Raw genomic sequence first — 25,708 nt, forward strand, 5'->3', positions numbered from 1 at the left:
GTGACATTTTTGGATCCCACAGCGGTATCCGACCCCTGGCACTCCCTGCACGAGCTGCTGGCAGCCATGGATGCGGAGATCGAGCAGGTCTACGTCGAGCGGGGAATCGAGGGGGTGCGCCCCCGGTTCGCCTATCCGCTGATCCGGCTCGCTCACACCGGGCCTCTGACCATTCGCGAGCTGGCCAAGTCCCTGGGCCGCTCGCACTCCGCGATCAGCCAGACCGTCGCTGCCATGCGCAAGGAGGGGCTGGTCACCTCCGAGCCGGGGCCTGACGCCCGCACCCGGCGGATCGACCTGACCGAGCGCGGACGGTCCCTGGTGCCGTTCCTTGAGGCGGAGTGGCGTGCCACCCACGACACGGTCGCCGAGCTGGACAGCGAGATCCCGTACGCGATGACCACCGTCGTCGAGGAAGTGCAGCGGGCGCTGGGCCACCGATCGATGCGCCGGCGAATCCTTGATCACCTTGTCGAGCCGCCGCGATGAGCGGGCACGGCGGCATCCACTTCCTCGACACCCGTCCACTGCGCGGCAGCCGGCCGTTTCGCGACCTGTGGATCGGCACCTCCGCCTCTCGGCTCGGCGGCCAGATAGCCACCGTGGCGGTGCTGGCCCAGGTCTGGGATCTGACCGGCAGCCCGCTGGGCACCGGTGCCATCGGGCTTGCCACCGGGTTGCCGATGGTGCTGTTCGGGCTGCTCGGCGGCACCTTGGCCGACACCTTCGACCGTCGCACGGTGGTGCGGGTTACCACTGTGGGCGGTCTGCTGGCTGCCGCAGGGCTCTGTGCCCAAGCCGTGGCGGGTAACCGCAACGTGATCCTGCTGCTCGCCCTGGTCGCCGTGGGGACGAGCTGCAGTGCTCTCGGCGCTCCCGCGCGGCGTACCTTCCCCGTCCGGCTGTTGCCGAGCGACCAGGTCGCGGCCGGCCTCGCGCTGATGAACGTCTCCTTCCAGGCGGCCATGCTGGCCGGCCCCGCGCTGGCCGGGCTGGTCATCGCCCGCTGGGACATTCCTGCCGCGTACGCCACCCAGGCCGTGACCGCGACCATCGCGGCACTCTCGCTGATCCGCCTGCCCGCCCTGCCTCCCGATGGCGCCGCAGCAGCCGGGAGCAAGCGCCGTCCGGAGCGGGGCGGTTGGCGGATCCTGCGCCGCCCGACACTGTGGGGCTCGATGGCCACCGACCTGTCCGCAACGCTGCTCGCCATGCCCATCGCGCTCTTCCCATTGGTCAACGAGATCCGCTTCGACGGAAACCCGCAGACCCTCGGCCTGTTCCTCTCGGCCGTCGCGGTCGGAGGAATCACGGCCGGACTGCTCTCAGGCACGGTCACACGGTGGCGTCGCGGCGGCCTGGTCCAGCTGTCCGCAGCCGCCGTCTGGGGCCTGGCGCTGGCCTGTTTCGGCCTGGCGGGACCGTTGTGGCTGGCGCTCGCCTGCCTGGCCATTGCGGGCGCCGCAGACACCGTGTCCGTCATCACCCGAGGTGCCTTGGTCCAGTTGGAGACTCCAGACGCGTACCGGGGGCGGGTCTCTTCGGTGGAGCACGTCATCGGCGTCGCGGGCCCCGAACTCGGCAACTTTCGCGGCGGCCTGTTGGCCTCGGCCACCTCGGCATCCTTCTCGCTCGTCTTCGGTGGACTGTCCGCCGTCCTGGCGATCGCCGCCGTGGCCGCGACCAACGGCCCCCTGCGCGCCTACCGCACGCCAACTCCTACCGAGAAGCCGACTGCCCCTGAGACCACCAAGGCAGCAACTGGACAGAAGGCTGATGCCGCGCATGGCAAGGGTGGGCCGCCCCGAGTTTCGTAGAGTCCGATCTTGATCGGTTCAGGCGGACTGCGGGGTTTGCTTTTGGAAAAGCCGGACAGGACTGCTACCCGGTGACGCGGAGGATCACGGTCGAGCCGGCGGTGGCATTGCCGGACTCCTTCACCAGCTCGGTGATCTCATCCATGTTCGAGATCACCACCGGGGTGAGCGTCGACTTGGCCTTCTCCTCCAGCAGCGGCAGGTCGAGTTCGATGACGGTGTCACCCGCCCTGACCCGCCGTCCCTCCTCGGCGATGCGTCTGAAGCCCTCTGTCTTCAGCTCCACCGTGTCGATGCCGAAGTGTACGAACAGCTCCACGCCGCTGTCGGTTTCCGGTGAGAACGCATGGTTCGTCTCGAAGATCTTTCCGATGGGGCCGTCGGCCGGGGCGACCAGCAGGTTGCCTGACGGCTTGATCGCGACTCCGTCACCGATGATCCTCTCCGCGAACGTCGCGTCCGGGACGTCTTCGATGCTGACGATCTCGCCTGACAGGGGCGCGAGACGTGCTCGACCGAAGTGGCCGACAAACCGGCACATTGTCGCCCAGGCCATGATCAAGAAAATGACGACCCTGGCCCTGACCGCGTGCTCGGCATCGGCCCTGGCGGGGACACCCGCCGCGGCAGTCCCCGAGCTCGTCGACGCCCCCGGAGAGCCCGCGCTGATTGCGCCGGGCGCCTCAGGCACAGTGACCATCGGCCTCGAGAACCGCAGCGCCGAGGACGCTGTGGACGAAGGGCACATGTACATGGAGGCGTGGGCGCCGGACGGCAGTTGCTTCACGGACCTCACGCTGACGCCTCTCGACGCTGCCCCCGGCGGATGGACCTGCGACGGAGATCAGGGAACAGAAGGACAGCCGTACGAGAGCACCGTCCTGAAGCGCGCCTCCGACGAGAAGGGAATCGTCGTCGCGGCGGGGAAGACTGCGCGATGGCGGATGAGCATGAAGATGTTCGGCGATACCCCGAGCGACGTCACGCTGCTCAGCACCGGCGAGGGGGCAACGGCGCACAGCTCATGTACTTCCACAACGGAAACGGCGAGTGGTCGTACATGTCCCTGAAGACCAGGACCGGGGCCGGTGCGTGAGTACCCACTCAGGAACCTTCTTCTCCCGGTGCTTCATCCCGGAGTCCACCGGCTCGATCAACTCCCAGCAGACATCGGACAGATCACTCGGATGGGGACGACACTCGGCCACGGCCGGGACGCATTGCGCCAGAGCGAGCGTGCCCAGTCGCGCGGACGCCGTCGTGAAGTACGGAGTCGCTCCGTAGGGATTCCCGGCCCGCCCCCCATCCCCTGCCGGGCCCGGCAGGGGATGGCGGCGTCGCGGGGTGGTGGGGCGGCTGGTGGTGGCGAGGATGTTGCTGAAGGTGGTGATGATTTCTTCGATCCGGCTGGTGGTTCCCTGAAAGGGGGGCTGTGGTGTGGGGGCCAGGACGTGGCCGCTGCTGACGGCCGCCGACCAGGCAGCGGGGGAACCGCCCGCTGGTGCAGGTAGCGCAGGGTGGAGGCGAGCGCCCCGGGGCTCAGGCCGTCAAACGCGTCATGGGGGCAGGAACGCGTACGCAAGAACGTCCGACCGGCACAGGACGCGCTCTTCCGTACGGACCCGGGTGCCGGAAAGGTGTACATCCACCGGGCCGGGGCAACGAGCAAGAGCCGAAGCCCCCGCCTGACCGGGCGGGACACCAGCCGACTCGCACCAGTCCGACGCCGTCCTCGCAGGCGAGGAGCTCGGAGTGCCCGAGCCGCAGGTGCGCGGCTGCCTGCGCATGAGGCCCGCGGCCCGGCTGGGCGTGCACCTGGCCGACGCCGTGGGGGAAGCGGCAGGCTCGGAACCGGTCCGGCGCCGGCCAGGAGTACCGGCTGGAAGGTGTCTCTCGGTGATCCCCCCACGGCAAACCGGCGTGCCGGAGAGCCGCCCTGCCGCAGTTGCGCTCGCTGCAAGCGGGGACGAACGAGCCCGGTCACCCGTGGCCGGGGCCGACGGTGTGTCAGTGCCGCGGGTCCACCAGGATCTTGACGGCCGTTTCGTTGTGGTGGATGAGGGTCTCGAAGCCCTCGCTGACGAGGTCGTCCAGGCCGATGGTCTTGGTGATGAACGGCGACAGATCGATGCGCCCCTCCTGCACCAGCTTGATGGTCTGCGGGTGGGAGTTGACGTAGGCGATCGTGCCGCGCAGGTCGACCTCCTTGAGGACGAGCTTCTGCATGTCGATCGATGCCGGCTTGCCCCAGATCGAGATGACGGTGATGACGCCGCCAGGCTTGACCGCGTCGAACAGCGTGTCGAGTACGACGTTGACGGACGTGGCCTCGAACGCGACGTCCGCGCCCTTGCCGCCAGTGAGGCGTCGCACCTCCTCTGCGACGTTGGTGACGGCGGGGTCGATGACGTGGTCGGCGACCTGGGCGTCCAGCGCCTTCTGCCGCCGCAGCGAGCTGAGCTCGGAAACCGCGACCTCGACGCCCATCGCCTTGAGCACCGCACAGGTGAGCAGCCCGATGGGGCCGGCGCCGCCGACGAGGGCGAAATCGCCCGCCTTGGCGCCCGAACGCTCGAACGCGTGGTATCCCACCGACAGCGGCTCAATGAGGGCCGCCTGGTCCAGCGGGATGTCTCCGACCGGGTGGACCCAACGACGCTCGACGACGATCTTCTCCGCAAGCCCGCCGCCGCGGCCGCCCAGCCCGATGAAGTTCATGTCGGGCGAGATGTGGTAGGTCGGGTTGTTCTCGCTGGTGTCGACCTCGGGGCGCAGGATGTAGGGCTCGACGACGACGCGGTCGCCCGGCTTCAGGTCCTCGACGCCTTCGCCGACCGCGTACACGACGCCGGACATCTCGTGGCCGAGCGTCACGGGGGCGGACTCGCCCGACACCGGGTGCGGGTGACCGGCCGGCGGGACGAAGATCGGTCCGTCGAGGTACTCGTGCAGGTCGGTGCCGCAGATCCCGCAGAACGCGACATCGATGCCCACCGCCCCCGGCCGGAGAGCGGGCTCCGGGATGTCCTCGATGCGGATGTCACCACGGTCGTAGTAGCGTGCAGCCTTCATTTTGAGTCGACTCCTTCTTCGATGTTCCGTTCACACCTTATGCCCGATCCCTTGCCGAAAAGTGAGGTGGGTACCCCACGCAGCACACTCCGTGCCGGTGAAGAAGGCGAAGGCGGCGGCGTGCGAGCTGTTCTGGGCCCGGACGGGGCCGGCCCTGGAGGGCGGCGGGCCTTCGAGGCCCGAGGTCATGGCCCTGGCCAACGGTGCCGCCCGCAGCTTCCAGGAGTGCGCCTCGGCCTTGACGTGGCACCGTCACGTTGGCTGACCGGGTGGGATGATCTTGGAGTCGGTCGTGCCGGGGAGGGGTTCGCCCGTGTCGTCAGCGCCGCCGTAGCGCAGGGGACGCCGGTACCCGGTCGAGGTGATCTCCCATTGTGTGTGGCTGTACTTCCGCTTCCCGCTGTCGTTCCGTGGGGTGGAGGAGCTGATGCTCCAGCGCGATGTGATCGTCCCCCACGAGACGGTCCGCCGCTGGTGTACGAAGTTCGGGCAGGCCCATGCGAACGGACTGCGCAGCCGCCGGCCGTGGCCGGGGGGAATGGCATCCGGACGAGGTGTTCGTGAAGACCAACGGGGAGCGGAAGTACCTGTGGCGGGCCGTCGACGTTGACGGCACCGTGCTCGACACCCTGGTCCAGGGCCGAAGGGGCAAGGCCGCGGCCGGGCGCTTCTCCCGCAGGCTCCGCAAAGGAATCGGGGCCGTGCCGTGGGTGACCATCACGGACAAACTCCGCTCCTGCCACGCACCCACCGTGAGGTCATGCCCTCGATCGAGCACCGTTCCCGCAAGGGCCTGAACAACCGGGCCGACAAATCCCACCGGCCGACCCGGCAGCGCGAACGCGTCATGAAAGGCTTCCGCAACGTCGGCGGAGCCCAGCGGTTCCCGGCCGCGTTCAGCGGCATCTCACCCCACTTCCGGCCCTGCCGACACCTGATGACCGCAGCCCACTACCACGCCGAGATGACCATCCGTTTCACCATCTGGGGCCAGGTCACCGGCGCCACCGCCCTGCCCACCGTGGCCTGAGCACAGGACCGGAACCCGGCCCTACCACACCCGACATTCACACACTCAACAACGTGACGGCGCCGCCCCGACACCGCGCCGTGCCGCTGCCCGCCGACGGCCCGCCCGCTCGGCTCCGCCCTGTCCGCCGAACCGGGGCGGTGTACAGGGGACCGGGCGCTGTACGACCCGCTCCCCGGCGGCCCGCGCCCACCGGACGGCCGACCGGCAGGGCCGGATGTGCGACCTCACCGCCTTCGACGCCCACAATTACGGGCCGCAGAAGCGGCGTGCAATCGCTGCCGATTACTCCTTCCCGAACCTCTCGGATGGAAGAGCCCGATCGGCCGGGCTCGGCGCAGCGGTCGGAGATCTCCTCCAGTCCGCCATGATCTTCGGCGGAATCGACGTACTGCCGTTCACGATCCATGGCGAGAATCTCGTCGTCGTAGCGTGCCGGGCCTACCAGCCAGTCGGCATTACGGTCATCGATCCGACCGGCGACACCGCCCGCGACGTCGTGACGTGGATGGAACCCACCCAGGAGGAGCGGGCGGCTCACCTGTTGAAGATCGAACCCCTGCGCAACGCCCATGCGGCGGGCAGCGACCATGTGATCGTCCAACGTGGCACAGCGACGGAGACCATCTACGAGGCCCTCGGCACGCGGCCTGTCGAGGCAACCGCCTGACCGGAGGATCCGGGTCGGCGCAGTCGGCGGTGGGTTCGGACAGCGCGGGGGCGCACGCTCGACCGGGCCCCGGTCATCCTGCTGTCCGGCTTCCGTGAAGGTGAGCCGATCCGGTACTCCGAGCCCGGCCAGGCCGCCCTACGGGCCCGGTGAGGTGGTACGACCATTCAGGTTGCATGGCCGGCCCAACGGCTTCTGTATCGCACAAGCGTCTGGAATGTATGCATATGTTGCCGGCATGAGACTTGCACAGAGACACATCGTGGGCGTGGCGATCACGGCCTCCGCCGCAGTGTTGTTCGCTGCTGCGGCCCCAGTGTCCGCTGCCGGTATGCCAGGAGCGGAGCAAACAGGTTCGCAGACCTTCGCCTTCACCGGGGCTCCCCAGCAGTTCACCGTCCCCGCGGGAGTCTGCTCGCTGTCCGTTGCGGCGTACGGCGCAGCCGGAGGAACCGGTCAGTACGGGGTGCCGGGCGGCAGCGGAGCAGAGGTGTCCGCATCGCTGGCTGTCATGGCCGGTCAGGTTCTCACCGTCGATGTCGGGGGCGCGGGTCATGACGGGGATGACCCCGACGCGGCTGCCGAAGGCGGATACGGCGGCGGCGGAACCGGCGGCGCCTACCGGGTCGGGGGTCAGATCAGTGGTATCACCGCAGGCGGCGGGGGCGGACCGTCATCAGCGCAGGGCCGACCCCGCTGATCGTGGCGGGGGGAGGCGGCGGCGGAGGCGCGTCCTTCTTCTCCTCGGCCATCGGTGGCGGGGACGGCGGACAAACCGGTGAGCCTGGCACCGGGCTGGCCGGGGTCGACGAGGGCAAGCCGGGACGCCCGGGCGGGGAAGGGGGCCAGGGCGGAATCAACACCTCGACCGCAGACCCGAACGGCGAGAACGGTTCCCCGGCAACCGGGCCGGTCGGTGGTCGCGGCGGCGACAGCATCCGCGACCCGCACGGCGGCGCAGGCGGTGGAGGCGCCACCGGAGGCGGCGGAGGCGCCGCCTCTCCCACCGACCGCAACAGCGGGGCCGGCGGAGGCGGAGGATCCAGCACCGGCCCCGCAGGGTCCGCCTTCCTCACCGGCGCCCGCCAGGGCGACGGCCTGGCTACCTTTGAGTGGAAGCCCTGCGCCACCGGCCGGCTGACTGTCGAGAAGACCGACAGGACGAACGGGAAGCCACTGCCAGGTGCCGTTTTCCAGGTGTGGCAGGAGACCAACAACATCGACGGACTCCAGACCACTGGCACCGACCCCGACACCAAGGTCGGCAGTGCCTGCGCCACCGACGAGCAGGGCCTGTGCACTTTCGACGCCCTGGAGCTTGGTACCTACTACCTGGAGGAGACCGCCGTCCCCGAGGGCTACCGACTGCCCGAGAACCGCGTCAGCGGCCCGTTCGAACTGACCGGGCAGAACCCCGACCTCACCACCGCCATCAGCAACACCCGCGGTGAGCCCTGCAAGAACTGCAAGTGACCCGAGTCGGCTCGCCCGCGGCCGCAGCACCGGGGCCTTGCGGCGAGCGCGTCGGCCGGCGGCCCCGTCCCCGCCCGGAGCGGCACGATCATCGGTGGTGTTCTGAGCGTGGCTTCGTGCATCTCCTGGGGTTCTGGCTCAGCTTTCATGCAGTGGCCATGGCGAGCGACGGCTGAGCGTCTCCGGACAGTGTGCGAAGTCGCCCGAAAATGGATGGTGGTCAGTGCCGCTAGGCCGACAGCCCGGTCCATGGAAGTCGTTGCGCTCCGGCTGAAGGCGCTGTGCTGCCCGAGCCGGAGGTACCGAAGCCGTGGGTGGTCGGCGTCGATGAATACGCCACGCGCAAGGGCCGCCATTACGGCGCTGTTCTGGTGGACGTCGAAACCCGCCGGCCGATTGATCTCCTGCCTGGTCGAGAAGCATCGAGCCTGGCCACCTGGCTCGCCCGGCGGCCAGGGATCGAGGCCGTCTGCCGGGACCGCGCGCCGTTCTTCGCGGAAGGCGCCGCTGCCGGGGCACCCCAGGTGACGCAGGTCGCCGGCCGCCGGCATTTGTGGCGCAACCCCGGGGGAGGCCACTGAGCGGGCTGCCGCCCGCCACCGCCAGTGCCTTCGCGTTCTGTCCCCCGATCGTGAGGCGAAGGCCGAACCACCGGCGCCGCCCGAGGAGAAGGCGGGCTCGCCTTGCGGAGCTAGCGGTTCGCCAATCGCGCCCGAGCCAGGCACGCCACGGTCCGTGCGCTGTTGGAAGCCGACCACAGCCGCCGTTCCATCGGGCGCCAGCCGAACATGACCCACCGCACCGTCAAGAGCCTCACCGACGCGGCGAAGCCTGAAGACCTCTTTCGCAGCCAGTGGCAGCACAACAGGACCTCCGTCCTCGACGAGCACAAGCCCTACCTGGACGAACGCTGGGACGAGGGCTGCACCAACGCCTGGAAGCTCTGGGAGGAGAACGTTCCCTCGGGCTATCGAGGCAGCTACGGCCGGGCCGGCGCCCACCTGCGAGAGAAGTGCACCTCGCCATGGCCGGTGACCGCGCAACCACCGGCACTCCGCGTGGTGACGGGACGGCTCCTCAGCCGACCCGAGACGCTGACCGAGACCGAACAGCTCCGGCTCAAGGCCGTCCTGGCCAACTGTCCGGACCCGATGCCCTGACCGGTCACGCCCGGTCCTTCGCCCACATGCTCACCGAGCGCCAGGGCCAACGAATCCCGCAGTGGCTCGACGCCGTCAGCCATGACGACCTTCCCAGCCTCCACACTCTCGCGGCAGGTATCGACCGGGACCGCGACGCGGTCATTGCCGGTCTGATTCTGCCTTGGAACTCCGGAGCCGTCGAAGGCCACGTCGATCGGATCAGGATGCTCAAGCGCCAGATGTTCGGCCGCGCAGGATTCGGCCTCCTGCGTAAACGGGTCCTGCTCGCCCCGTAGTCATGTTGTCAGTCCCTGATGCGAGGATCCGGGCGACCTTGCGCAAGGGAGATCAGCATGGGCACTTGGGATACCGGTCCCTTTGACAACGACACAGCAGCGGACTTCGCCAACGCTCTCGACGACGCCGAGCCCGAGGCGCGAGAAGCCCTGATCCGAGGCGTCCTCATCCGGACGATCGACGCCACCGGCTATCTCACGGAAGCAGAAGAGGCGGTGGCCGCCGCTGCACTCATCGCGGCGCAATGTCCGGGAGGCGAACTCGTCGACATGTCCTACGGCCCGGAAGCACCTATGCCCGTGTTCCCTTCCGACCTCCGGGCACTCGCCGACGAAGCTCTCGCCCGCATCGCCAGCGACGAGGACGGGCTGGCCTCGAACCGGGTCGACCCAGAGGACTGGAAGCAGTGGCGAGCCGTACTCACCAGCCTTCGTGCAGTGCTTGCCCCGCCACCCGCTTCCATCGCTCTCTTCTGCGTCCAGCCATGACGGAGCGTCACTCGGCACGAAAGCTGAGCCGGAACCACTACTGCTCGATAAAGCCACGCGTCGGGTCTTGGCGTTGCTGAGGAACACTCCGAGCTCGACCTCCGTGCCGTCCGGCAGTGTCTCCATGCGGGCCCTGGGGATAAGTCAGGGAGTCCGTGCGGGCTTTACTGCGCCAGGGGGCGGCAACGTCTCGTTCGAAGACGCTCACGGGTGCTGTGGACGACCCGATGGGCATGCCCGGCTCAGCCGGGGCTCGGGTCGGGGCCTCCGGGAGTACGGTCACAGGGAGCGGGATGGCGCCGACGGCCTCCAGGCGCTCGCGCTGTCCCTCGGCCGGGGCTTGCCAGACCTTCGGTGCCCAAGCAGCTTCTCTGCGACAAGCTTGTCGTTCAAGGTGCGTACTGCTGCTTCGGTCGGGCAGGGGGCTGAGGGACCTGACATGCTTCGGGGCATGGAGTCCCGCAAGAGTCCCGAGAAGAGTCCGTTGCGTCTGGCTGATGTCTGCCCTGATCTTGCTGGCGAGATAGCAGCCCTGCTGCGGGACTCACATCCGGGAGACCCGATCGCGGACTCGATCTCGAGCCTTCCCGTTCATGGAATCTGCCGCAGCTACGTGCTGACGGCTCCAGAGGGGACTCCATCGCCGTGGGTCATCGAGCTGGAGCGTGAAAAGGAGACGGTGTTTTTGCTGGGCGTTGATCTGTCTCGGTCTGTAGTCACATGGATTGATGCGCTGGACGGGCGAGATCCGTCTGCTGCACTGTCGCGTTAGTCAGGACTGACGCGTCTGGGTTTCGTTCCCTGTCGGTGGGCGGGGCGGCGGTTCTTCGAGCCCGGTGGCCTGCCTGGCTCGGGCCGCGTTGGTTTCGGTGTATTGACTGGGGTGCCGGCCTTCGCCCGCAGGTTTCTGAACCCTCTGCGGAGGGTCTGTCAAACGTTCGGTGTAACCCGGCTTGTTGAGTATTGCTGACAGGCTGCGGAGAGGCAGCCGTCGAAGGTGGTATCGAAGGCGTTCAGCGTGGTCTTCCAGCACATGGCCCAGCGAGCTCGGCCCTTGCCGGTGGGGTCGAGCGACATGATCGCCGTGCGGACGTACTTCAACGCGGCCTGCTCGTCGGGGAAGTGGCAGCGGGCCTTGACCGCCCGCCGGATCCTGGCATTGACGGACTCGATCGCGTTGCCTGTGCAGACGATGCGTCGGATCGCGGTGCCAGAGCGCAGGAACGGGGTGAACTCCTCCCACACGTTCTCCCAGAGCTGCACGATCGCCGGATACTTCCGACCCCAGGCGTCGGCGAACTCGGCGAACCGCTCGGATGCCGACTCCTCGGTCGCCGCGGTGTGGACCGGCTTGAGGAACTCGGCGATTTTGCCCCAGTCCTGGCGGGCGGCATAGCGGAAGGAGTTCCGCAGCAGATGGACCACACAGGTCTGGACGGTGGTGCGGGGCCAGATGGTCCCGACGGCGTTGGGCAGGCCCTTGAGGCCGTCGCAGACGAGCATGAGGGCATCGTTCACGCCACGGTTCTTGATCTCGGTGAGCATGTGCATCCAGTGGTTGGCCCCTCACCGCCGTCGCCGGCCCACAGCCCGAGGACGTCGCGCCGGCCGTCCGCGGTGACGGCCAGGGCCACGTGGACGGGCCGGTTCGCCACGGCGCCGTCGCGGATCTTCACGTGGATCGCGTCGATGAAGAGCACTGGATAGACGGCGTCGAATGGCTGGTTCTGCCACTCGGCCATGCCCTCGAGGACCTTGTCGGTGATTGTGGAGATCGTCTGGCGGGACGTCGGCGCCGGTCAGGCGCTTCTGTCGCTTCTTGACGATCCTCGGCTCGAAGCTGCCCTCCCGGTCGCGTGGAACGGCTATTTCGACCGGGCCGACGTCGGTGAGCACGGTCTTGGCACGGGTGCCGTTACGTGAGTTGCCGCCGTTCTTCCCGGCCGGGTCGTGCTTGCCATAGCCGAGATGGTCGGTGATCTCGCTCTCGAGAGCGGACTCCAGGAGCCGCTTGGTCGGCTGCTGGAGCAGCCCTCCCTCGCCGGTCAGCTGGAGGCCTCGGCCTGAGCCCGACCCACCAGCTCGTCAATCAGCCGGTCGTCCACGGACTTTACCGGCGCCGCCTCAGACGGCTCGACGGCCTCGGCACGTATACGGCGGGTCTCACCCGATGCGATATCGCGAGGACGGCACACCGCTCTGCCCGAGAGAGCCGCCCGCTGCGCCGCCCTGCCCGAGAACGACGGTTGTAGCGCCCTCGCCGAAATCGTCTTCCGCGAAGCCGGCCGACGCCTGTCCACACCGGCAAAAGGTACCGCCCGCTGCGTCCCGAACCATCAGGTGCCGGACGGGGCGTCAGGTCTGGTGCCGGCCAGCGCGTCGGTATAGATGCCCGTCATCGCGGTCACGGCCCGTCGGCGGTCCAGGGCCGGGTCCAGGCGGTGCTGGATGTTGATGCCCAGGGTGCCGCCGAGCAGTGCCGTCGCTGTGGCCTCCGGGTCGGTGATGTGCGCGCCGGTCGTGCGCAGGTGGTTGGCGTACAGGGCGCGGATCTTGGCGTACTCCTCGGCGTACGTCGTGCGCAGGGCGGACTCGCGGCTCACCGCTTCGATCAGGAGCGTCGAGAAGATGTGCGCCTCGGGCCGGGACATCAGGGCGAAGTTCGCCTCGATCAGCGCCTCGATTCCGGCGTCCGGCCCGGCGGAGGCCAGGCGTTCGCGCATGAAGTCAGCACCCCACCGGAAGGCTTCCTCGATCACCGCCTTCAGCAGCCCGTCCTTCGAGCCGAAGTGCCAGGCCACGGAGCCCCGGCTGATGCCGGAGCGCTCCGCCACGGCCTGGACGGACGCGGCGGCGGCCCCGCCCTCGGCGGCGAGTTCCCACGCGGCGGCCACCAGCCGACGCCGGGTCTCGGCGGAGATCTCCTGCTTGCGGGTCGCACCCACGTGGTGTCCTCCCCAATGTTGTGGCGGCTTGACGCGGCCGATTCTGTCACGCCGACCGGTCGGCGCCGGGGCCGGCGAACCCTTGTCTATGATGCATGTCCAGTTCTATGCTGGGCGTCCAATAACTGAGGAGGACTCGTCATGGAACTGATCGACCTCACGAGGACACTGGACCCCGCCGACCGCGAGCTGCTTCCCGAACAGTTGCGTCCGCTGGCTCCGGTGGTCGCGCCCACCGTGGCCTACGCGCACCCGACGGGCGAGGGCCGAGAGCAGTTCGCCGCCGCCATGCACTGCAGCGTCGAGGACCTGCCCGACGGCGAGGGCTGGGGGGCGGAACTGCTCACCGACTTCAACTCCCACCTCGGCACCCACGTCGACGCCCCGCTGCACTACGGCTCGACCTGCGAGGGCAGGCCCGCCCGCACCATCACCGACATCGCCTTGGACGAGCTGTGGTGCGAGGCGCTCGTGCTGGACCTGCGCGGCCGGTGCGAACCCGACGCCCCGATCACCGTCGAGGCGCTGGAGTCCGCTCTCGCCGACAACGGCGCCCCGGTCCCGGCCGGCGGAGCGGTCCTGCTGCGCACCGGCCAGGAGCGGTACGGGCTGTCCGACCCCGAGTTCTTCCGCTACCCGGGCATGAGCCGCGAGTCGACGCTGTTCCTGGCCGATCTCGGGGCGAAGGTCCTGGGCACCGATGCCGCGGGCTGGGACCTGAGCTTCTCCGTGATGGCGCGCAAGTTCCGCGACAGCGGCGACAACTCCGTGCTGTGGGACGGCCACCGGGCCGGCCGCGAGCGGGAGGTCTTCATCGTCCAGCAGCTGACGAACCTCGCCGCGCTGCCCCCGTCGGGGTTCCGGGTGGCGTTCTTCCCGATCAAGATCGCCCGCGCGAGCGCCGCTCCGGCCCGCGTCGTGGCCTTCGTCTGACGCCCCCTGCTGAAAAGAGGAACCGACCGTGAAACTCGCAACCGTGGAGCACGACCGCGTCGAGCGGACCGCGCTCGTGCTCGACCAGGGCGAGCGCCTCCTGCTGCTCGACCGCGCCCACCGCCTGGTGACCGGCGAGCACGACCCCACGCTGACCACCATGCAGACGATCATCGATGGCGGCGAACCCGTGCGGCAGAACCTGCAGCGGCTCGCCGAACAGGCCCCGTCCGAAGCGGTCGTCGCCACGTCCGAGGTGCGCTGGCTGTCCCCGCTGCCCAGGCCCGTACAGATCCGGGACTTCGGCAGTTTCATGGACCACTTCCGCAACGCACGCTCCCGGATCCAGGGCATCCCGGCCGACCAGGTCGAACTGCCCGCCATCATGCTCGAACGCCCGCTGTACTACGTGACCAACCGGCTCGCCGTGACCGGCCACGACAGCGACATCCACTGGCCCACGTACTCCTCGGTGCGGGACTACGAGCTGGAGTTCGCCTGCGTGCTGGGCCGCGGCGGCACGGACATCCCCGTGGCGGACGCCCAGTCGCACATCTTCGGCTACACGATCTTCAACGACTTCAGCGCCCGCGACACCCAGCTGGAGGAGATCGCCACCGGGCTGGGCCTGAGCAAGAGCAAGGACTTCACCGACTCGAACGTCCTGGGCCCGTGGATCGTCACCGCCGACGAACTGGGCGACCCGTACCGGCTCACGATGACCGCCCGCATCAACGGCGAGGAGGCCAGCCGGGGCACGTCCGCCGACATGCACCACACCTTCGCCGACATGATCGCCTTCGCCTCCCGGTCGACCCGGCTGCACGCCGGAGAAGTCCTGTGCTCAGGCACCGTGCCCACCGGCTGCGGACTGGAGCACGGCCGCTTCCTGGAACCCGGCGACACCGTGGAACTCGAAGTCTCCGGCCTGGGCGTGCTGCGCAACCGGGTGGTGTCATGAACCGCGAAGCACTCGTCCTAGGCGTCGGCGCCACCCCCTTCGGCCGCCACCTCGACCGCAGTGCCGGCGACCTCGCCGGCCAGGCCGCGCACGAGGCGCTGCACGACGCCGGGCTCGCTCCGGCCGACGTCGGCGCCGTCTTCCACGCCACGGTCAGCCAGAAGGCGATCGACGGCCAGCACATGATTCCCGGCCAGGTCGCCCTGCGCCCGCACGGGTTCACCGGGGCGCCCGTGGTGAATGTGGAGAACGCCTGCGCGGGCGGCGCCACGGCCCTGTGGCTGGCGATCGCCCACGTGCGGGCGGGCCTGTCGGACGTCGCCCTGGCCATAGGCGTGGACAAGCTCGTCTGCGCCGACCCCGCCCAGGGCCTGGCGGTGTTCGACGGCGCCATGGACATCGCCCACCGCGAGGAGACCCTGGCCGCGCTCACCGCCCTGACCGACCCTCTGCCGCCCGAATTGACCGTGGACGGCGACCGGTCGGTATTCATGGAGATCTACGCCTCCCTGGCCCGCGCCCACATGCAGCGCTTCGGCACCACCGAAGCCCACCTGGCCGCGGTCTCGGCGAAGAACCACACCCACTCCGTCCACAACCCCCGGGCTCATTTCCGCCGGGCGTTCACTGCGGAGGAGATCCTGGCGGCGCGGCGGGTGGCATGGCCGCTGACGGTGCCGATGTGCTCACCGGTCAGTGACGGGGCCGCCGCCGTCGTCGTGACGCGGGCCGACTTCACCCGTGACGAGTCGGCCGTGGCGGTGCTGAGCAGTGTCCTGCTGTCGGGTACCGACCGGGCGGCGGACGACGCCGGACGGCACATCGGCCGCCGGGCCGCGCTCGCCGCCTACGAGAAGGCCGGCGTCGGTCCGCAGGACGTCGACGCGGCGGAGGTCCATGACGCCACCGCCTTCGGCGAGATCCAGCAGGTGGAGAACCTGGGATTCTGCCCGATCGGCGACGGCGGTCCGTGGTCGGCCTCGGGCGCCGGAGCGCTCGGTGGCGCCCTCCCGGTGAATCCGTCCGGAGGACTCGAATCGCGCGGCCACCCGGTGTCCGCCACCGGACTGGCGCAGATCTTCGAACTGGTCACGCAACTGCGCGGCCGGGCGGGCGCGCGCCAGGTCCCCGACGCGCGCATCGCCGTTGCCGAGAACGGCGGTGGCCTCTATGGAATCGAGGAGGCGGTGGCCGCCGTGACCGTCCTGGGGAGGAACCGATGAGACCCGGCTACGCGGACCTGATCCTGTCGGCGCTGCGCCGACGGCCCGAGCGCACCGCCTTCCGCTTCACCGGCGACGACAGGACAAAGCAGACCTGGACCTACGGCGAGACCGCGGAACGGATCGAACGCACCGCGGCCGCGTTCGGACGACTGGGCCTCACGACCGGCGACGGGATCGCCCTGCTGTGCGGCCCGAACCCGCAGGCGTTCACCGTCATGGCCGCCGCCTGCCTGGCCGGACTGCGCTACACCGCCCTTCACCCGCTCGCCACCGCGGACGCCGACCGGACGATCCTGCGCGACAGCGCGTCCGACTACCTGGTCGTGGACGACACCCGCTTCACCGCCCGCGCCCGCCCCGACGGCACCAAGGCGATCACCCTCGCCGAACTCGACCGCCTCGCCGCCGACACACCCCCCGGTCTGAACGACCCGCGCGGCCCCGCGCTCTACCTCTTCTACACCGGCGGCACGACCGGCGAACCCAAAGGCGTGATGCTGCGCGACCGCTCGCTGCTCGCCAACGCCTGGGCCTGCTCCACCTGGGCCTGGCCGCCGGACACCCACTTCCTGATCACCACCCCCATGTCGCATGCCGCCGGGCTCCTCGTCGCACCCGGCCTGCTCCATGGTGCCGGCTTCGAACTCCACCCCTCCTTCGACCCGGACCGCGTCATCGACGCGATCGAACGCGACGGCGTGAGCGCCACGTTCGTCGTCCCCACGATGCTGTACACCCTGCTCGACCACCCCCGCCTCCCCGCGGCCGACCTGTCGGGACTGAACTGGGTCCTCTACGGCGCCGCACCCGCCGACCCCACCCGCCTCGCCCAGGCGCACCGGCTCCTCGGCCCCGTGCTCAGCCAGCACTACGGCCAGGCCGAGGCCCCCAATGCCCTGACCGTCCTGGACCCGGCCCAGCACCGAGACGACCCGCACGTCCTGGGCAGCTGCGGCCGGCCCATGCCCGGCGTGGAAATCGCCCTGCTCGACCCGCACGGCCGGCACGTACCGGCAGGCGAACCCGGTGAGCTGTGCGTCCGGGGACCGCTCGTGATGGACGGCTATTGGAACAAGCCCGAGCAGACCGCGATCGCGCTCGACGGAGGCTGGCTGCACACCGGTGATGTCGCCCGCCGGGACGACACAGGTCTGATCACGATCATCGACCGGATCAAGGACACCATCATCACCGGCGGGTTCAACGTCTACCCGCGCGAGGTCGAGGAAGCCCTCGCCACGCACCCGGCCGTCGCCGCCAGCGCCGTCTACGGCACACCCGACCCGCACTGGGGCGAAGCCGTCACCGCCACCGTGGTCCTGCGCCCCGGACGACAGGCCACCCCGGCCGACCTGACGGAACATGTCCGTGCCCGCAAGGGCGCACTCTGGGCCCCGAAACTGCTCCGGTTCGCCGATTCGCTGCCCCTCACCGCCCTGGGCAAGATCGACAAGAAGGAACTCCGCAACCAGCCCTGAACGGGGCTCGGGCGGGCGCTGTCACGTTGTTGGGCGCGTGGGTTCTGACGGCGCGTCGGGGCGTGGCGGGGGCCGGGTTTCGGGTCGGGTGCTCAGGCCTCGGTGGGCCGCGCCGTAGGAGCGCAGCTTGCCGGTGACGACCACCCGTGGCACAGTGCGGGTCTTCTTCAGCAGCCTACGGAAGAACCGCCTGGCCGCAGCGGTGTCCCGTCGGTTCTGTACGGGGATGTCCAGGACGGTGCCGTCGGCGTCCACGGCCCGCCACAGGTACTTCTGCTTTCTGTTGATCTTGATGAAGACCTCGTCCAGGTGCCACTTGTCCCCGGGCCGGGGCTGCCGACGGCAGAGCAACTGGCACAGGTCTGCCCGGACTCGGCGCACCGGCGGCGGACCGTCTCATGGGGGACGACGACACCGCGCTGGAGCATCAGCTCCTCGACCTCGCGGAACGACAGCGGGAAGCGGTGGTACAGCCGCACGCAGTGGGCAATGACCTCGACCGGGTACCGGTGTCCTTGTACGACGGCGGCGCGCTGTCCATGGACGTCCCTCCCCGCATGACCAGCCAGAAGATCGTCCCACCCCGTCAGTCAATGTGACAGTGCCCTATTGGTTCCGTTGGTCCGCTTCGAGCAGTTCGGTGAGGCGGCGAACCGCGAAGGAGACCAGCGGCTGCACCGGGATCAGCCGACATGGGGCGGCACCGACCATTACCTCCTCGATGCCGGCCTGCTCCTCGAATTCGCGGCCGATGGCGGGGAAGTACCTTCCGTTGTCGTTGCCGACGTCGAGCGTCTCGACCCAAACCCGCTCGCCGTCGAGGTCCCGTGGGAAGCGACGGACCTTCAGGCGTGGGTTGGGTGTGAGTGTTTCGGCGTAGTGCAGGAAGGTGTTGCGGTCGTGGCCGACCCCTACGAGGAGGATGTGGCCCCCGAGGTCGTTCAGACGGCCGAACGGCGACGTTCGGCCGACCGCGAATCCGAGCGTCTGACGGCGAACGATGTCGGCTGCCTGGGCGCCGATGGCGGCGACGGACGCCTGCGGATGCGAGCTGCGCACGCTCTCGGGCAAGGAGCGCAGGAGTTCGGGGACGGCGCCCATGCCGGTGGATGGCAGGTCGGGATGAAAGGTGGGTACGGCCGCGCGCCGTTCGATCAAGGCGGCATCGGGGATACCGACGCGATCGGGGTCGGGATCGGTGACCTGCCAGGTGAAGGTGGGAGTGACGAGCGTTCCGGTCGGGCCGAGTAGGGTGCGCAGGCTGCCGATCACGGCGGCGGCTCCGCCGTCGACGTGGCCGATGCTGGACAGGGACGAGTGCACGATCACGGACATGCCTTCCCGGACCCCGGCCTTGCGCCATCCCTCCACCAGGTCGGTGTTGGTCAGGCCGTCGGTTCGCGGCTCGGTCATTCGCATGCTTGGGATCTCCGTCTTCAGGGTGGTGGGGTGCATCGCTCCTCCGTCACCTGGCCAGCGCTGTGCGGAGGAACGCGAGGATCTCCGCCCGGGCAGCCTTGGCCTGTGGTTCCACGCCGGGCATGGTGAGGAACGCGTGCCTCGCGCCCGGGTATTCGGAAAGCCGCACAGATGTTCCGGCTGCGTGGAGCCGCTCGGCGTAGCGGCGGCCGCGGTCGGCGACCGCGGCCTGGGTGGGCACCACCACGAGCGCGGGGGGCAAGTCCGCTCAGGTTGTCGGCGTGCAGGGACGAAAGTGCGCTGGCATCGGTTCCCGGTGGGACGGCGAGCCGCTGAAAGAGCCGCAGTTGTAGCAGGGCGCGGGTCGGACTGTATGCGTACTCGACCATCGACGGGTAGTCGTACATCGTTTTGGTCACGTCGACGGCGGGGTTGACCAGCAGTTGCGCTTTGAGCTCCAGTCCGGTCTTCCGGGCCCGGATGGGCGTCAGGGCGCTGATCAGGGCGCCGCAGTTCTCGCCGAAGACGGCCGTGCGCGCTGGGTCGATGCCCCACTGCGCCACGTGCTGGAGTACCTCCCAGGCGTCGTCGGCGGCGTTCGCGAACGAGCAGTCCGGTGAGGAGACGGTGCTCGACCGAGACGACGGGCGCGGGCAGCATCGCGGCGAGGTGGCTGTTGGTCCAGCCGCACTGCCCGGCCGTGCCCACGAAGCTGCCTCCGTGGACATGGGCCATGAGCGGCAGGTCGGTTGGGTCTGTTTCGTCGTCTCCCGTCGGGGCCGTGGCCGGTAGGCCCGGACGGGGAGAGCGCGGCCGGGCAGCTCGATCTCCTGCCAGTCGCTCGCGGCGCCGGGTCCCGGTTCCCCGGCGATCGCCCGCATCGCGCTGGAGGCCCGGAAGCGGTTCTCCGCGTCGCGACAGGCGCGCAACTCCTCGGCCATGATCACCGAGGAGTCCGGCTCCCGCCGCTGCTCCGTGTCAGTGCCCTCACTCATATCCCCTCCCTGGTCAGATTTGTGGACCGACGATGTGAAACCTACGCTGTAGAATCGCTTTCTGTACGGTAATTTCTACGACGTAGGTTTTCAAGAGGGGGAGTGGACATGGCCAGACGCGCTCAGGGCACTTCAGCAGGACTCGACCGCGAGCGCATCGCCGCCGTGCTCTGCCGTGTGCCGCGCCCCGCCTCGCGCCCCGTGCCACCGCGTTCCGGGCTGTACTGCGGTCGAGGGCCGGTTGGCCCGGCCCCGCGCCGCCGCGCCGGTCCGCAGGCTCCGGCCGTCCGGAGGCGCGGCAGGCGGAGGGCTGGCGGTGCCCGGGCCTTGGCCGCTCAGACGGTGCTGGCGATCCAGCCGACCGTTTCGGTCGTGTGCGGTCCGTCCGAGAGCGCCTTGCCGCTGCCCGCCAGTTCGTTCATGCGGATCTTGAAGCCGGTGGGGGTCACATCGGCGATCCTCAGGCCCGGCGTGTCCGGGCCCGCGAAGGTCTGGACGAACGGAACGACGATGACCGTCGCGCCGTTCGGAAAAGGTGAGGGGAAGGTGACCTGGGTGAACGTCGAGGTGTCCCCGCCCCTCAACGCCACGGCGCTGGACGAGCTCAACTGGAGCCTGCCGGTCTGGGTCATGCTCATGGCCTCCGCCTTTCACTGAACGGCCACGCAGGGCCTCCAACGGGCCCGCATCCGCCGGTATTTCGGCCCCCGCTTCACACAGGAGCCGAAGGTGAAATGCCCAGGAAGAACCACGTTTACGGCATGAGTCACCAGTGAGAGGGAACCACCTCTTCGCGGCCAGGCCGAGCCGCCGTGCCAGGTTCCGAGACCCGTCACGACCGTGGCCCGGAACCTGACACCCTCCGGCCCCAGGCACCCCAGGCGCACCGGGGCAGGGGCCGACGAGATGAAAGAACAGATGGCCGCGCAGCCACAGTCGCCGGTCAACACAGTGATGCAGCCGGTACCGGAGGGTTGACGAAGATACCGACACCCCAGTACGCACCACGGCGCAGCCTCACGACAGGAGCCAGGCCAGCCACGTCGACCGTGCTGTCCAGCCCGGACGACTGGTTCCACCCCTAAAGCACGCCCGGCCCGGTAGACGATGGGGCGCATGGCACAGACCACCCCGACCCTCGGCCGCGACGTCCTGGCCGTCATCAAGGCGAGCGGCTACACCCGCCACGGCGGCGTGACGCCCCGCGGCGGGTCCTACCCCTCCTGCATCTGCCCCAAGGCACCGTGCGGCGGCGTCGCCTCCGGCACCGAGCACGCCGACTGCCCCGAACACGCCCTGCCCCCCACCCAGGCACTGCACTGGGCCGCCGAGTGCCCCGGGCCGCCGGGCACCTGACCCAACACCAGCAGCCGGACAGATGTCCTGTCCGGCCCCACCCGTGTTCCCCGCCCCGCTCCGACCCACCAGCGCATCCCGAGCGCGTCCAGATCCGCACGACGCTGCCCGGTGAGCTCGTCACCGCGCCGCCGCGCGTTGTCGACCCACGTACCCAGCCGCATCACCACAACCTTGTCACCGCCCCCTGACGGTCCGACGCGCCCGGCTCGGCCACCAGGTGTTCGACGTGCTTCCGGGGCACCCGAAGGTGCCCCTCACAGGCGTGGAAAGCCCGCGCCGCCGCCCGGAGGCCGAGCGCCCACTTGGCGTCGTGCCCCCCACCCGCCGCCAGCTCGATCCCCAGGCTCTCCAGCAGCATCCGCTGCGCAGGCACCAGCCGCCCCCACCCCTCCTTAACCCGCTGCGCAGCCACCCACCGGCCGAGATCCTCGCCCTGGACCACTACCGCCCCGGCCATGGCAGGGAGTTCCCCCATCGCGTCCTGACGGGGTGCGAGGTGTCCGGTCGCCCACCGGTACGAGCGCAGCACGGCGAGCTTGTTCTCCCACGCTTCCTCGCCCGGCTCCCAGACCATCCCGGCCTCCGGCAGGTCGAGCAGGGTTTTGCACCGCTCCTCCAGCTCCCCGGCCCACAGCCGTGGAGTCGGGCCGCCGCTGCCCGCTGTACGACGCTTCCCCCAGGCCCCTCACGTCCGCACGCCTTCGCTTGTTGGTGTTTACCAGTCGCCGTGGCCGCCGTTTCCGTGCCCGCTGCTGTGGTGGCCGGTGCCAGCAGTGCCTCCCTCGGACCAGCTGCCCGGGTCCAGGCCGTGGGCGAGGCTGTGGCCGCCGGTGGTGAAGTCGGCGTAGAGGTCGCTCAGCTCGCCGAGGAGTTGGCGGGTGAGAGCGTCGGCACCGGCGGTCAGCGCAGCTGCGAGTTCCGCGTCGGCGTCCAGGGAAGTTCTGGCACTGGCGGGCATGAAAGGGGCAGGGGCGGAGAGGGCTGCCAAACGGCGGCGACCGGTGATACCCCGCAAGCCTGGATAGGCGGCAGGAGCCAGGCCCGCAGCCTGGACGAGCATGGCAAGAGATGTGTTGTGGGCGGCCTCCGGCATTGCGGAGCCGGAGTGGACCACGCTGTCGAGACGGGCCAGCAGCGCCCGGCGGCGCGGTAGGTCGACAAAGAGAATGTCGTGGCGGGCACGGCCACCGGGGTCGCGCCACCTGCGGACACGGACCACCTTCTGGTCCTCGAGCCGGGAAAGGTACTCGATGGTCAGGGAGCGCGGTGTCCGGCGCAGCCAGTCCTTGGGACTGGGCGGGTGAGCCGCCGCGCTCAGGCTGCGCAGGACATTGCTCAGGCGGCGGTCTTCGACGTGCTGGGAGCCTGTCACCTCGATCTGCCGGGGGCCGACTGCGATCCGTCCGGCCAGGCCCAGATCTACCAACTCCGAAGCCCGCAGGGCGAACCGGAGCCGGTCCCCGCCCCGTATCCGTATACGCCGCCTGCCCGGAACTATCGCGAGCAGGAGCAATTCATCCCCCAGAGCCATACATGCAAGGTAGGCGCAGAGGGCAAACCTCCGCAGCCCCTCGCACCAGCCTTTCGTTGCCGGGATCGCCATTCAAGCCCACATGTACAGGGAACGGCCGCACCGCGTGCCATGACCGCCGCTCCTACCGCCCGCCTCCACCAGCGCATGCCGAGCGTGTCCAGGTTCGCCCGCCGCTGCCCGGTGAGCTTGTCACCGCGTCGCCGCGCGTTGTCAACCCACGTACCCAGCCGCATCACCACAACCTTGTCACCGCCCCCTGAGGGGCCGACGCGCCCGGCTTTGCCGCCAGGTGTTCGACGTGCTTCCGGGGCACCCGAAGGTGCCCCTCACGGCCGTGGAACTGCGCCGCCGCCCGGAGGCCGAGCGCCCACTTGGCATCGTGCCCCCGCTCCACCCGCTTGTTCATCCTGACCGGCTCGATCCCGAGGCTCTCCAACAGCATCTGCTGCGCGGGCACCAGCCGCCCCCACACCTCCTCATCCCGCTGCGCAGCCACCCACCGCCCCAAATCCTCCCCCGGGACCACCACCGCCCCAGCCACCGCCGGGAGCGCCCCACCGACCCGGACGTGCGCCTGCACCAGGCGCAGCCGCCACTGCCACGCCGGGCACCACCCCAGATCGATCGCGTCCAGCTCATCCTGCCGCGCCCGCGTCATCGCCCCGTCCGACCACACCACCGGACGGCCGGCAGCCCAGAGCTCGTCGTTCTCCCGCGCACGCCGCGCCACCACCCGCGCGTTCTTCGCCCACACCCCAATGGGGTAGGCGCTCCACACCGCCGTGACCGGGGGCAGGAAATGCCCGTTCGCCTCGGCGTAGCGCCGAGCCACCATCAGGCCGTCCTCCCAGGCTGCATCCCACTCCGACCACACCACCCCCAGCGCCTCCAACTCCACCACACGCCCAGCCTCCAGAGCCCCGTCGGCGTACTCGATCCGCCGAGACGCCAGCCACTGCCCCAGCGGATGCCCGCCCACCGCGCCCCACGCCTCCGGCGTCACGTACGCGTACGGCACCCGCAGCCGGTCAGCTCCCGTCTCACGTAGCCACCGCGTGGCGGCCTCGATCCCGCGCCGCCAGTACCCCCCTTCCGGGTCGATCACCCGCAGCCACGAAGCTCGCCAACGCCACCGGATCGCGCTCCTCGCCGAACCGCAACACCGAGCCCGCCGCCGCGCTCACCTGCGAATTTGCCTCGGATCCCTCGGCGTCCCCCTCATCCTGGCCCTCGCGCTCCTGGCCCTCGTCAACGTCCTTGCCACCCTGCTCCCGGCCGCTGCGGACACGGGGATCGGCCAGCCTTTCGATGGTCTCCGTATCGTGCGCCCGAAGAGCACCGAGGATTTTCGCGGGAGTCGAGTAGGAACGGGACGTCAGCATTTCGTCCGGATCCTCGTCCGGCCCGAGGGAAACTGGAACAATCAAAGTCGCCAGTTTCCCTCGCCCCGGGCTGGTGCGCAGAGCACGCCCGACCATCTGCACAATATCGACCATCGACCCGCACGCATCCGCGAAAAGCACCGCATCACACTCTGCCGCATCCACTCCCTCCCCAAGCACTTTTACGGAGCTGAGAACACGAAGGGCAGCAGGGGCATTTGAATTCCCGTCAAGAAAATCCGAAGCGAATTCAGCCAAGACCTTTCGGCGGTGTGCGGGGGAGTGGTCGCCGTAGAGCCAGTCCGCCCACACCCGGCTCGCGGGCGGGTAGGTGTCGGGCTCCTCCTCGGCCAGGCGCGCCGCCACCCCCGCCACCCCGGCCGCCATCGCCTCCGCGTCGCTCACCCGGCTGCGAAAAGACAGTACGCGCCGTACCCGCTCCTCCACCGCAGCCCGCATCAACCCGCTCTGAATCGCCGCCAGCCGCACCCCCCGCGCCGCCCCCGTCCCCAGACCGCCGTCCGCCAGCGCCGCGTAGACCTCCGGGTCGCAGATGTCCAGGCACAGGACCTGGTAAGGGGCCACGATGCCCCACCAGCGACGCGTACGTCGCGAACACCGTCACGGTCTCCAAGCCCCGCACCCACTCCGCCAGATCACCCGGATCAGTGATGCACGGCATCCCCCCAGTCTCCTCACCCCGACCATCGCCCCCCGCCGCCACGCGCCGGCCATCTGCACCAGCAGATCGAGCGTCGGCACCAGGACCAGCACCCGGCGAGCGGAAAGACGGTTCGCGACCTCCACCCCGACCCTTGTTTTCCTGACCCCGTAGCCGCGATCACCTGCGCCCGGAGACCCTTTTCAGGGATTTCCCCGCCAGGCGGATTCGCGAGCATCCGCCTGGCGCCGTCCACTGCTTCTACCTGATGCGGCCTCAAAGGCATTGCAGTCATTTCTGTTTCCTTTCTTGCACCGGTAATGGTGGTCCGGCAACAGATGAGAAATTATCCGGGGCTCGGAAATGACGCGCTCTCGGGAGAGCCGCCCGAGCGGGCTTTGCCACTCCCTTGAGTGGCGTCCCGTCCGGCCCGGTGGTCTGCCATCAGATGAGGACCTATCCGGTCCAGCAGTTTGACGCATGCGAAGTCAGGAAGTGTTCGAGGTTAACCAGATCTGATCAGCCGTCAAGGCTGGACCGCATCAACCATGTGACGGTTCGTCACCAAGCCGACCCCCGCACGCCCTTCCCCGTAGCCAGCCGCCCGCGTAGCGGGCCTCTGAGCAGGCGCGGAGCGGCTGCGACCGATCCGCGCTAGCGGATCGTCACATCTGGCGCGGAGCGCCAGATGTGACCCAGGGCCACGGAGTGGCCCGGCACCCCGGAGCGCGAAGCGCTCCGGGGGAAGCGGCGCGTAGCGCCGCCGCGTCGTGTCTGCGGAGCAGACCGCGCGCGATCGGAAGTGCGTCGGGTAGGGGAAGAGGGT

General features: G+C 69.5%; 26 protein-coding genes and 7 pseudogenes. 18 read left to right on the forward strand and 15 right to left on the reverse strand.

The genetic code is table 11. From position 1 onward, the window contains the following. Positions 1 to 489: a MarR family transcriptional regulator gene (locus tag ABZZ04_RS23800; protein ID WP_356934214.1), complete on the forward strand. Its 489-nt coding sequence runs from the start codon at positions 1 to 3 to the stop codon at positions 487 to 489. Next, positions 486 to 1,817 carry an MFS transporter gene (locus ABZZ04_RS23805; RefSeq protein ID WP_356934215.1) on the forward strand — a complete coding sequence of 444 codons (1,332 nt, stop codon included), beginning with the start codon at positions 486 to 488 and terminating at the stop codon, positions 1,815 to 1,817. Before ABZZ04_RS23800 ends, ABZZ04_RS23805 begins: the two co-directional genes overlap by 4 nt. Before the next feature lie 64 nt (positions 1,818 to 1,881). On the opposite strand, the gene crr is transcribed toward ABZZ04_RS23805, so the two are convergent. Beyond that, entirely contained in the window at positions 1,882 to 2,373 is a 492-nt protein-coding gene (crr, locus tag ABZZ04_RS23810) for a PTS glucose transporter subunit IIA (RefSeq protein ID WP_356934216.1), read from the reverse strand. Here crr and ABZZ04_RS23815 point away from each other — a divergent pair. Further along, complete coding sequence (locus tag ABZZ04_RS23815) at positions 2,372 to 2,887, forward strand: hypothetical protein (RefSeq protein ID WP_356934217.1); 516 nt, start codon at positions 2,372 to 2,374, stop codon at positions 2,885 to 2,887. The two genes, crr and ABZZ04_RS23815, sit on opposite strands and share 2 nt — an antisense overlap. Before the next feature lie 937 nt (positions 2,888 to 3,824). Here the strand turns inward: ABZZ04_RS23815 and ABZZ04_RS23820 are convergent. Beyond that, the gene (locus tag ABZZ04_RS23820) at positions 3,825 to 4,889 is read right to left on the reverse strand and encodes a 2,3-butanediol dehydrogenase (protein WP_356934218.1); all 1,065 of its coding nucleotides are present in this window, start codon (positions 4,887 to 4,889) and stop codon (positions 3,825 to 3,827) included. Between the two features lie 97 nt (positions 4,890 to 4,986). On the opposite strand from ABZZ04_RS23820, the gene ABZZ04_RS23825 reads away from it, so the two are divergent. The 9 genes and pseudogenes from ABZZ04_RS23825 (at position 4,987) to ABZZ04_RS23865 (ending at position 10,761) form a co-directional block, all read left to right on the forward strand. Next, positions 4,987 to 5,154 carry a hypothetical protein gene (locus ABZZ04_RS23825; protein ID WP_356934219.1) on the forward strand — a complete coding sequence of 56 codons (168 nt, stop codon included), beginning with the start codon at positions 4,987 to 4,989 and terminating at the stop codon, positions 5,152 to 5,154. A 96-nt stretch (positions 5,155 to 5,250) separates the two neighbouring features. Beyond that, positions 5,251 to 5,919, forward strand: a pseudogene (locus ABZZ04_RS23830) (IS6 family transposase). Between the two features lie 217 nt (positions 5,920 to 6,136). Beyond that, complete coding sequence (locus ABZZ04_RS23835) at positions 6,137 to 6,589, forward strand: hypothetical protein (protein WP_356934220.1); 453 nt, start codon at positions 6,137 to 6,139, stop codon at positions 6,587 to 6,589. 702 nt (positions 6,590 to 7,291) lie between these two features. After that, positions 7,292 to 8,062, forward strand: coding sequence for a prealbumin-like fold domain-containing protein (locus tag ABZZ04_RS23840; RefSeq protein WP_356934221.1), 771 nt, complete (start codon positions 7,292 to 7,294; stop codon positions 8,060 to 8,062). 281 nt (positions 8,063 to 8,343) lie between these two features. Next, on the forward strand, positions 8,344 to 8,643 hold the full coding sequence (locus ABZZ04_RS23845) for a transposase (RefSeq protein ID WP_356934222.1): 300 nt from the start codon (positions 8,344 to 8,346) through the stop codon (positions 8,641 to 8,643). A gap of 162 nt (positions 8,644 to 8,805) precedes the next feature. Next, positions 8,806 to 9,222, forward strand: coding sequence for a hypothetical protein (locus tag ABZZ04_RS23850; protein WP_356934223.1), 417 nt, complete (start codon positions 8,806 to 8,808; stop codon positions 9,220 to 9,222). Positions 9,223 to 9,332: 110 nt separating this feature from the next. Next, positions 9,333 to 9,500 (forward strand): annotated as a pseudogene (locus ABZZ04_RS23855) (ISL3 family transposase); the annotation flags it as partial. Between the two features lie 57 nt (positions 9,501 to 9,557). Further along, positions 9,558 to 9,989, forward strand: coding sequence for a DUF4259 domain-containing protein (locus ABZZ04_RS23860; RefSeq protein WP_356934224.1), 432 nt, complete (start codon positions 9,558 to 9,560; stop codon positions 9,987 to 9,989). A gap of 451 nt (positions 9,990 to 10,440) precedes the next feature. Continuing rightward, positions 10,441 to 10,761, forward strand: coding sequence for a hypothetical protein (locus ABZZ04_RS23865; protein ID WP_356934225.1), 321 nt, complete (start codon positions 10,441 to 10,443; stop codon positions 10,759 to 10,761). On the opposite strand, the pseudogene ABZZ04_RS23870 reads toward ABZZ04_RS23865, so the two are convergent. From ABZZ04_RS23870 to ABZZ04_RS23880, 3 genes and pseudogenes are all read right to left on the reverse strand, one after another. Continuing rightward, positions 10,758 to 10,913 (reverse strand): annotated as a pseudogene (locus tag ABZZ04_RS23870) (transposase); the annotation flags it as partial. The gene ABZZ04_RS23865 and the pseudogene ABZZ04_RS23870 sit on opposite strands and share 4 nt — an antisense overlap. A 6-nt stretch (positions 10,914 to 10,919) precedes the next feature. Continuing rightward, positions 10,920 to 12,094: pseudogene (locus ABZZ04_RS23875) on the reverse strand (IS256 family transposase). A gap of 231 nt (positions 12,095 to 12,325) precedes the next feature. Then, complete coding sequence (locus ABZZ04_RS23880; protein ID WP_356934226.1) at positions 12,326 to 12,934, reverse strand: TetR/AcrR family transcriptional regulator; 609 nt, start codon at positions 12,932 to 12,934, stop codon at positions 12,326 to 12,328. Between the two features lie 141 nt (positions 12,935 to 13,075). On the opposite strand from ABZZ04_RS23880, the gene ABZZ04_RS23885 reads away from it, so the two are divergent. From ABZZ04_RS23885 to ABZZ04_RS23900, 4 genes are read left to right on the forward strand one after another with little or no spacing between them, the layout of a single operon-like run. Beyond that, positions 13,076 to 13,867 (forward strand): cyclase family protein, encoded by a 792-nt coding sequence (locus ABZZ04_RS23885; protein ID WP_356934227.1) that lies wholly within the window; start codon positions 13,076 to 13,078, stop codon positions 13,865 to 13,867. 28 nt (positions 13,868 to 13,895) lie between these two features. Beyond that, positions 13,896 to 14,828, forward strand: a complete 933-nt coding sequence (locus ABZZ04_RS23890) for a fumarylacetoacetate hydrolase family protein (RefSeq protein WP_356934228.1) — start codon at positions 13,896 to 13,898, stop codon at positions 14,826 to 14,828. Next, positions 14,825 to 16,051: a thiolase family protein gene (locus tag ABZZ04_RS23895; RefSeq protein ID WP_356934229.1), complete on the forward strand. Its 1,227-nt coding sequence runs from the start codon at positions 14,825 to 14,827 to the stop codon at positions 16,049 to 16,051. The genes ABZZ04_RS23890 and ABZZ04_RS23895 overlap by 4 nt, the downstream gene beginning before the upstream one ends. After that, the gene (locus ABZZ04_RS23900) at positions 16,048 to 17,532 is read left to right on the forward strand and encodes an AMP-binding protein (protein WP_356934230.1); all 1,485 of its coding nucleotides are present in this window, start codon (positions 16,048 to 16,050) and stop codon (positions 17,530 to 17,532) included. Before ABZZ04_RS23895 ends, ABZZ04_RS23900 begins: the two co-directional genes overlap by 4 nt. A 99-nt stretch (positions 17,533 to 17,631) precedes the next feature. Here ABZZ04_RS23900 and ABZZ04_RS23905 read toward each other — a convergent pair. After that, positions 17,632 to 18,023: pseudogene (locus tag ABZZ04_RS23905) on the reverse strand (IS6 family transposase); the annotation flags it as partial. Between ABZZ04_RS23905 and ABZZ04_RS23910 the strand changes: the two are divergent. Further along, positions 17,931 to 18,131 carry a hypothetical protein gene (locus ABZZ04_RS23910; RefSeq protein WP_356934240.1) on the forward strand — a complete coding sequence of 67 codons (201 nt, stop codon included), beginning with the start codon at positions 17,931 to 17,933 and terminating at the stop codon, positions 18,129 to 18,131. The pseudogene ABZZ04_RS23905 and the gene ABZZ04_RS23910 overlap by 93 nt on opposite strands. A gap of 7 nt (positions 18,132 to 18,138) precedes the next feature. On the opposite strand, the gene ABZZ04_RS23915 is transcribed toward ABZZ04_RS23910, so the two are convergent. From ABZZ04_RS23915 to ABZZ04_RS23930, 4 genes and pseudogenes are all read right to left on the reverse strand, one after another. Continuing rightward, complete coding sequence (locus tag ABZZ04_RS23915) at positions 18,139 to 18,987, reverse strand: AAC(3) family N-acetyltransferase (protein ID WP_356934231.1); 849 nt, start codon at positions 18,985 to 18,987, stop codon at positions 18,139 to 18,141. 10 nt (positions 18,988 to 18,997) lie between these two features. Then, on the reverse strand, positions 18,998 to 19,213 hold the full coding sequence (locus ABZZ04_RS23920) for an alpha/beta hydrolase fold domain-containing protein (RefSeq protein ID WP_356934232.1): 216 nt from the start codon (positions 19,211 to 19,213) through the stop codon (positions 18,998 to 19,000). 52 nt (positions 19,214 to 19,265) lie between these two features. Beyond that, positions 19,266 to 19,946, reverse strand: a pseudogene (locus ABZZ04_RS23925) (alpha/beta hydrolase fold domain-containing protein); the annotation flags it as partial. Between the two features lie 335 nt (positions 19,947 to 20,281). Next, a complete protein-coding gene (locus tag ABZZ04_RS23930) occupies positions 20,282 to 20,584 on the reverse strand; it encodes a hypothetical protein (RefSeq protein WP_356934233.1) in 303 nt (100 codons plus the stop codon). A 478-nt stretch (positions 20,585 to 21,062) separates the two neighbouring features. Here ABZZ04_RS23930 and ABZZ04_RS23935 point away from each other — a divergent pair, with 478 nt between their 5' ends. Then, positions 21,063 to 21,302, forward strand: coding sequence for a hypothetical protein (locus ABZZ04_RS23935; RefSeq protein WP_356934234.1), 240 nt, complete (start codon positions 21,063 to 21,065; stop codon positions 21,300 to 21,302). A gap of 163 nt (positions 21,303 to 21,465) precedes the next feature. Here the strand turns inward: ABZZ04_RS23935 and ABZZ04_RS23940 are convergent, their stop codons facing one another. The 5 genes and pseudogenes from ABZZ04_RS23940 to ABZZ04_RS23960 form a co-directional block, all read right to left on the reverse strand. Further along, complete coding sequence (locus ABZZ04_RS23940) at positions 21,466 to 21,879, reverse strand: helicase associated domain-containing protein (protein WP_356934235.1); 414 nt, start codon at positions 21,877 to 21,879, stop codon at positions 21,466 to 21,468. Between the two features lie 141 nt (positions 21,880 to 22,020). Continuing rightward, a complete protein-coding gene (locus ABZZ04_RS23945; RefSeq protein ID WP_356934241.1) occupies positions 22,021 to 22,263 on the reverse strand; it encodes a hypothetical protein in 243 nt (80 codons plus the stop codon). A 9-nt stretch (positions 22,264 to 22,272) separates the two neighbouring features. After that, positions 22,273 to 22,908: pseudogene (locus tag ABZZ04_RS23950) on the reverse strand (GPP34 family phosphoprotein); the annotation flags it as partial. A 163-nt stretch (positions 22,909 to 23,071) separates the two neighbouring features. Beyond that, positions 23,072 to 23,944 (reverse strand): helicase associated domain-containing protein, encoded by an 873-nt coding sequence (locus ABZZ04_RS23955; RefSeq protein ID WP_356934236.1) that lies wholly within the window; start codon positions 23,942 to 23,944, stop codon positions 23,072 to 23,074. Next, the gene (locus ABZZ04_RS23960; RefSeq protein ID WP_356934237.1) at positions 23,880 to 24,806 is read right to left on the reverse strand and encodes a helicase-related protein; all 927 of its coding nucleotides are present in this window, start codon (positions 24,804 to 24,806) and stop codon (positions 23,880 to 23,882) included. Before ABZZ04_RS23960 ends, ABZZ04_RS23955 begins: the two co-directional genes overlap by 65 nt. Between the last annotated feature and the right edge of the window lie 902 nt (positions 24,807 to 25,708).

Origin of the sequence: Streptomyces sp. NPDC006435, assembly GCF_040612315.1 — a bacterium.
Lineage (GTDB): Bacteria > Actinomycetota > Actinomycetes > Streptomycetales > Streptomycetaceae > Streptomyces.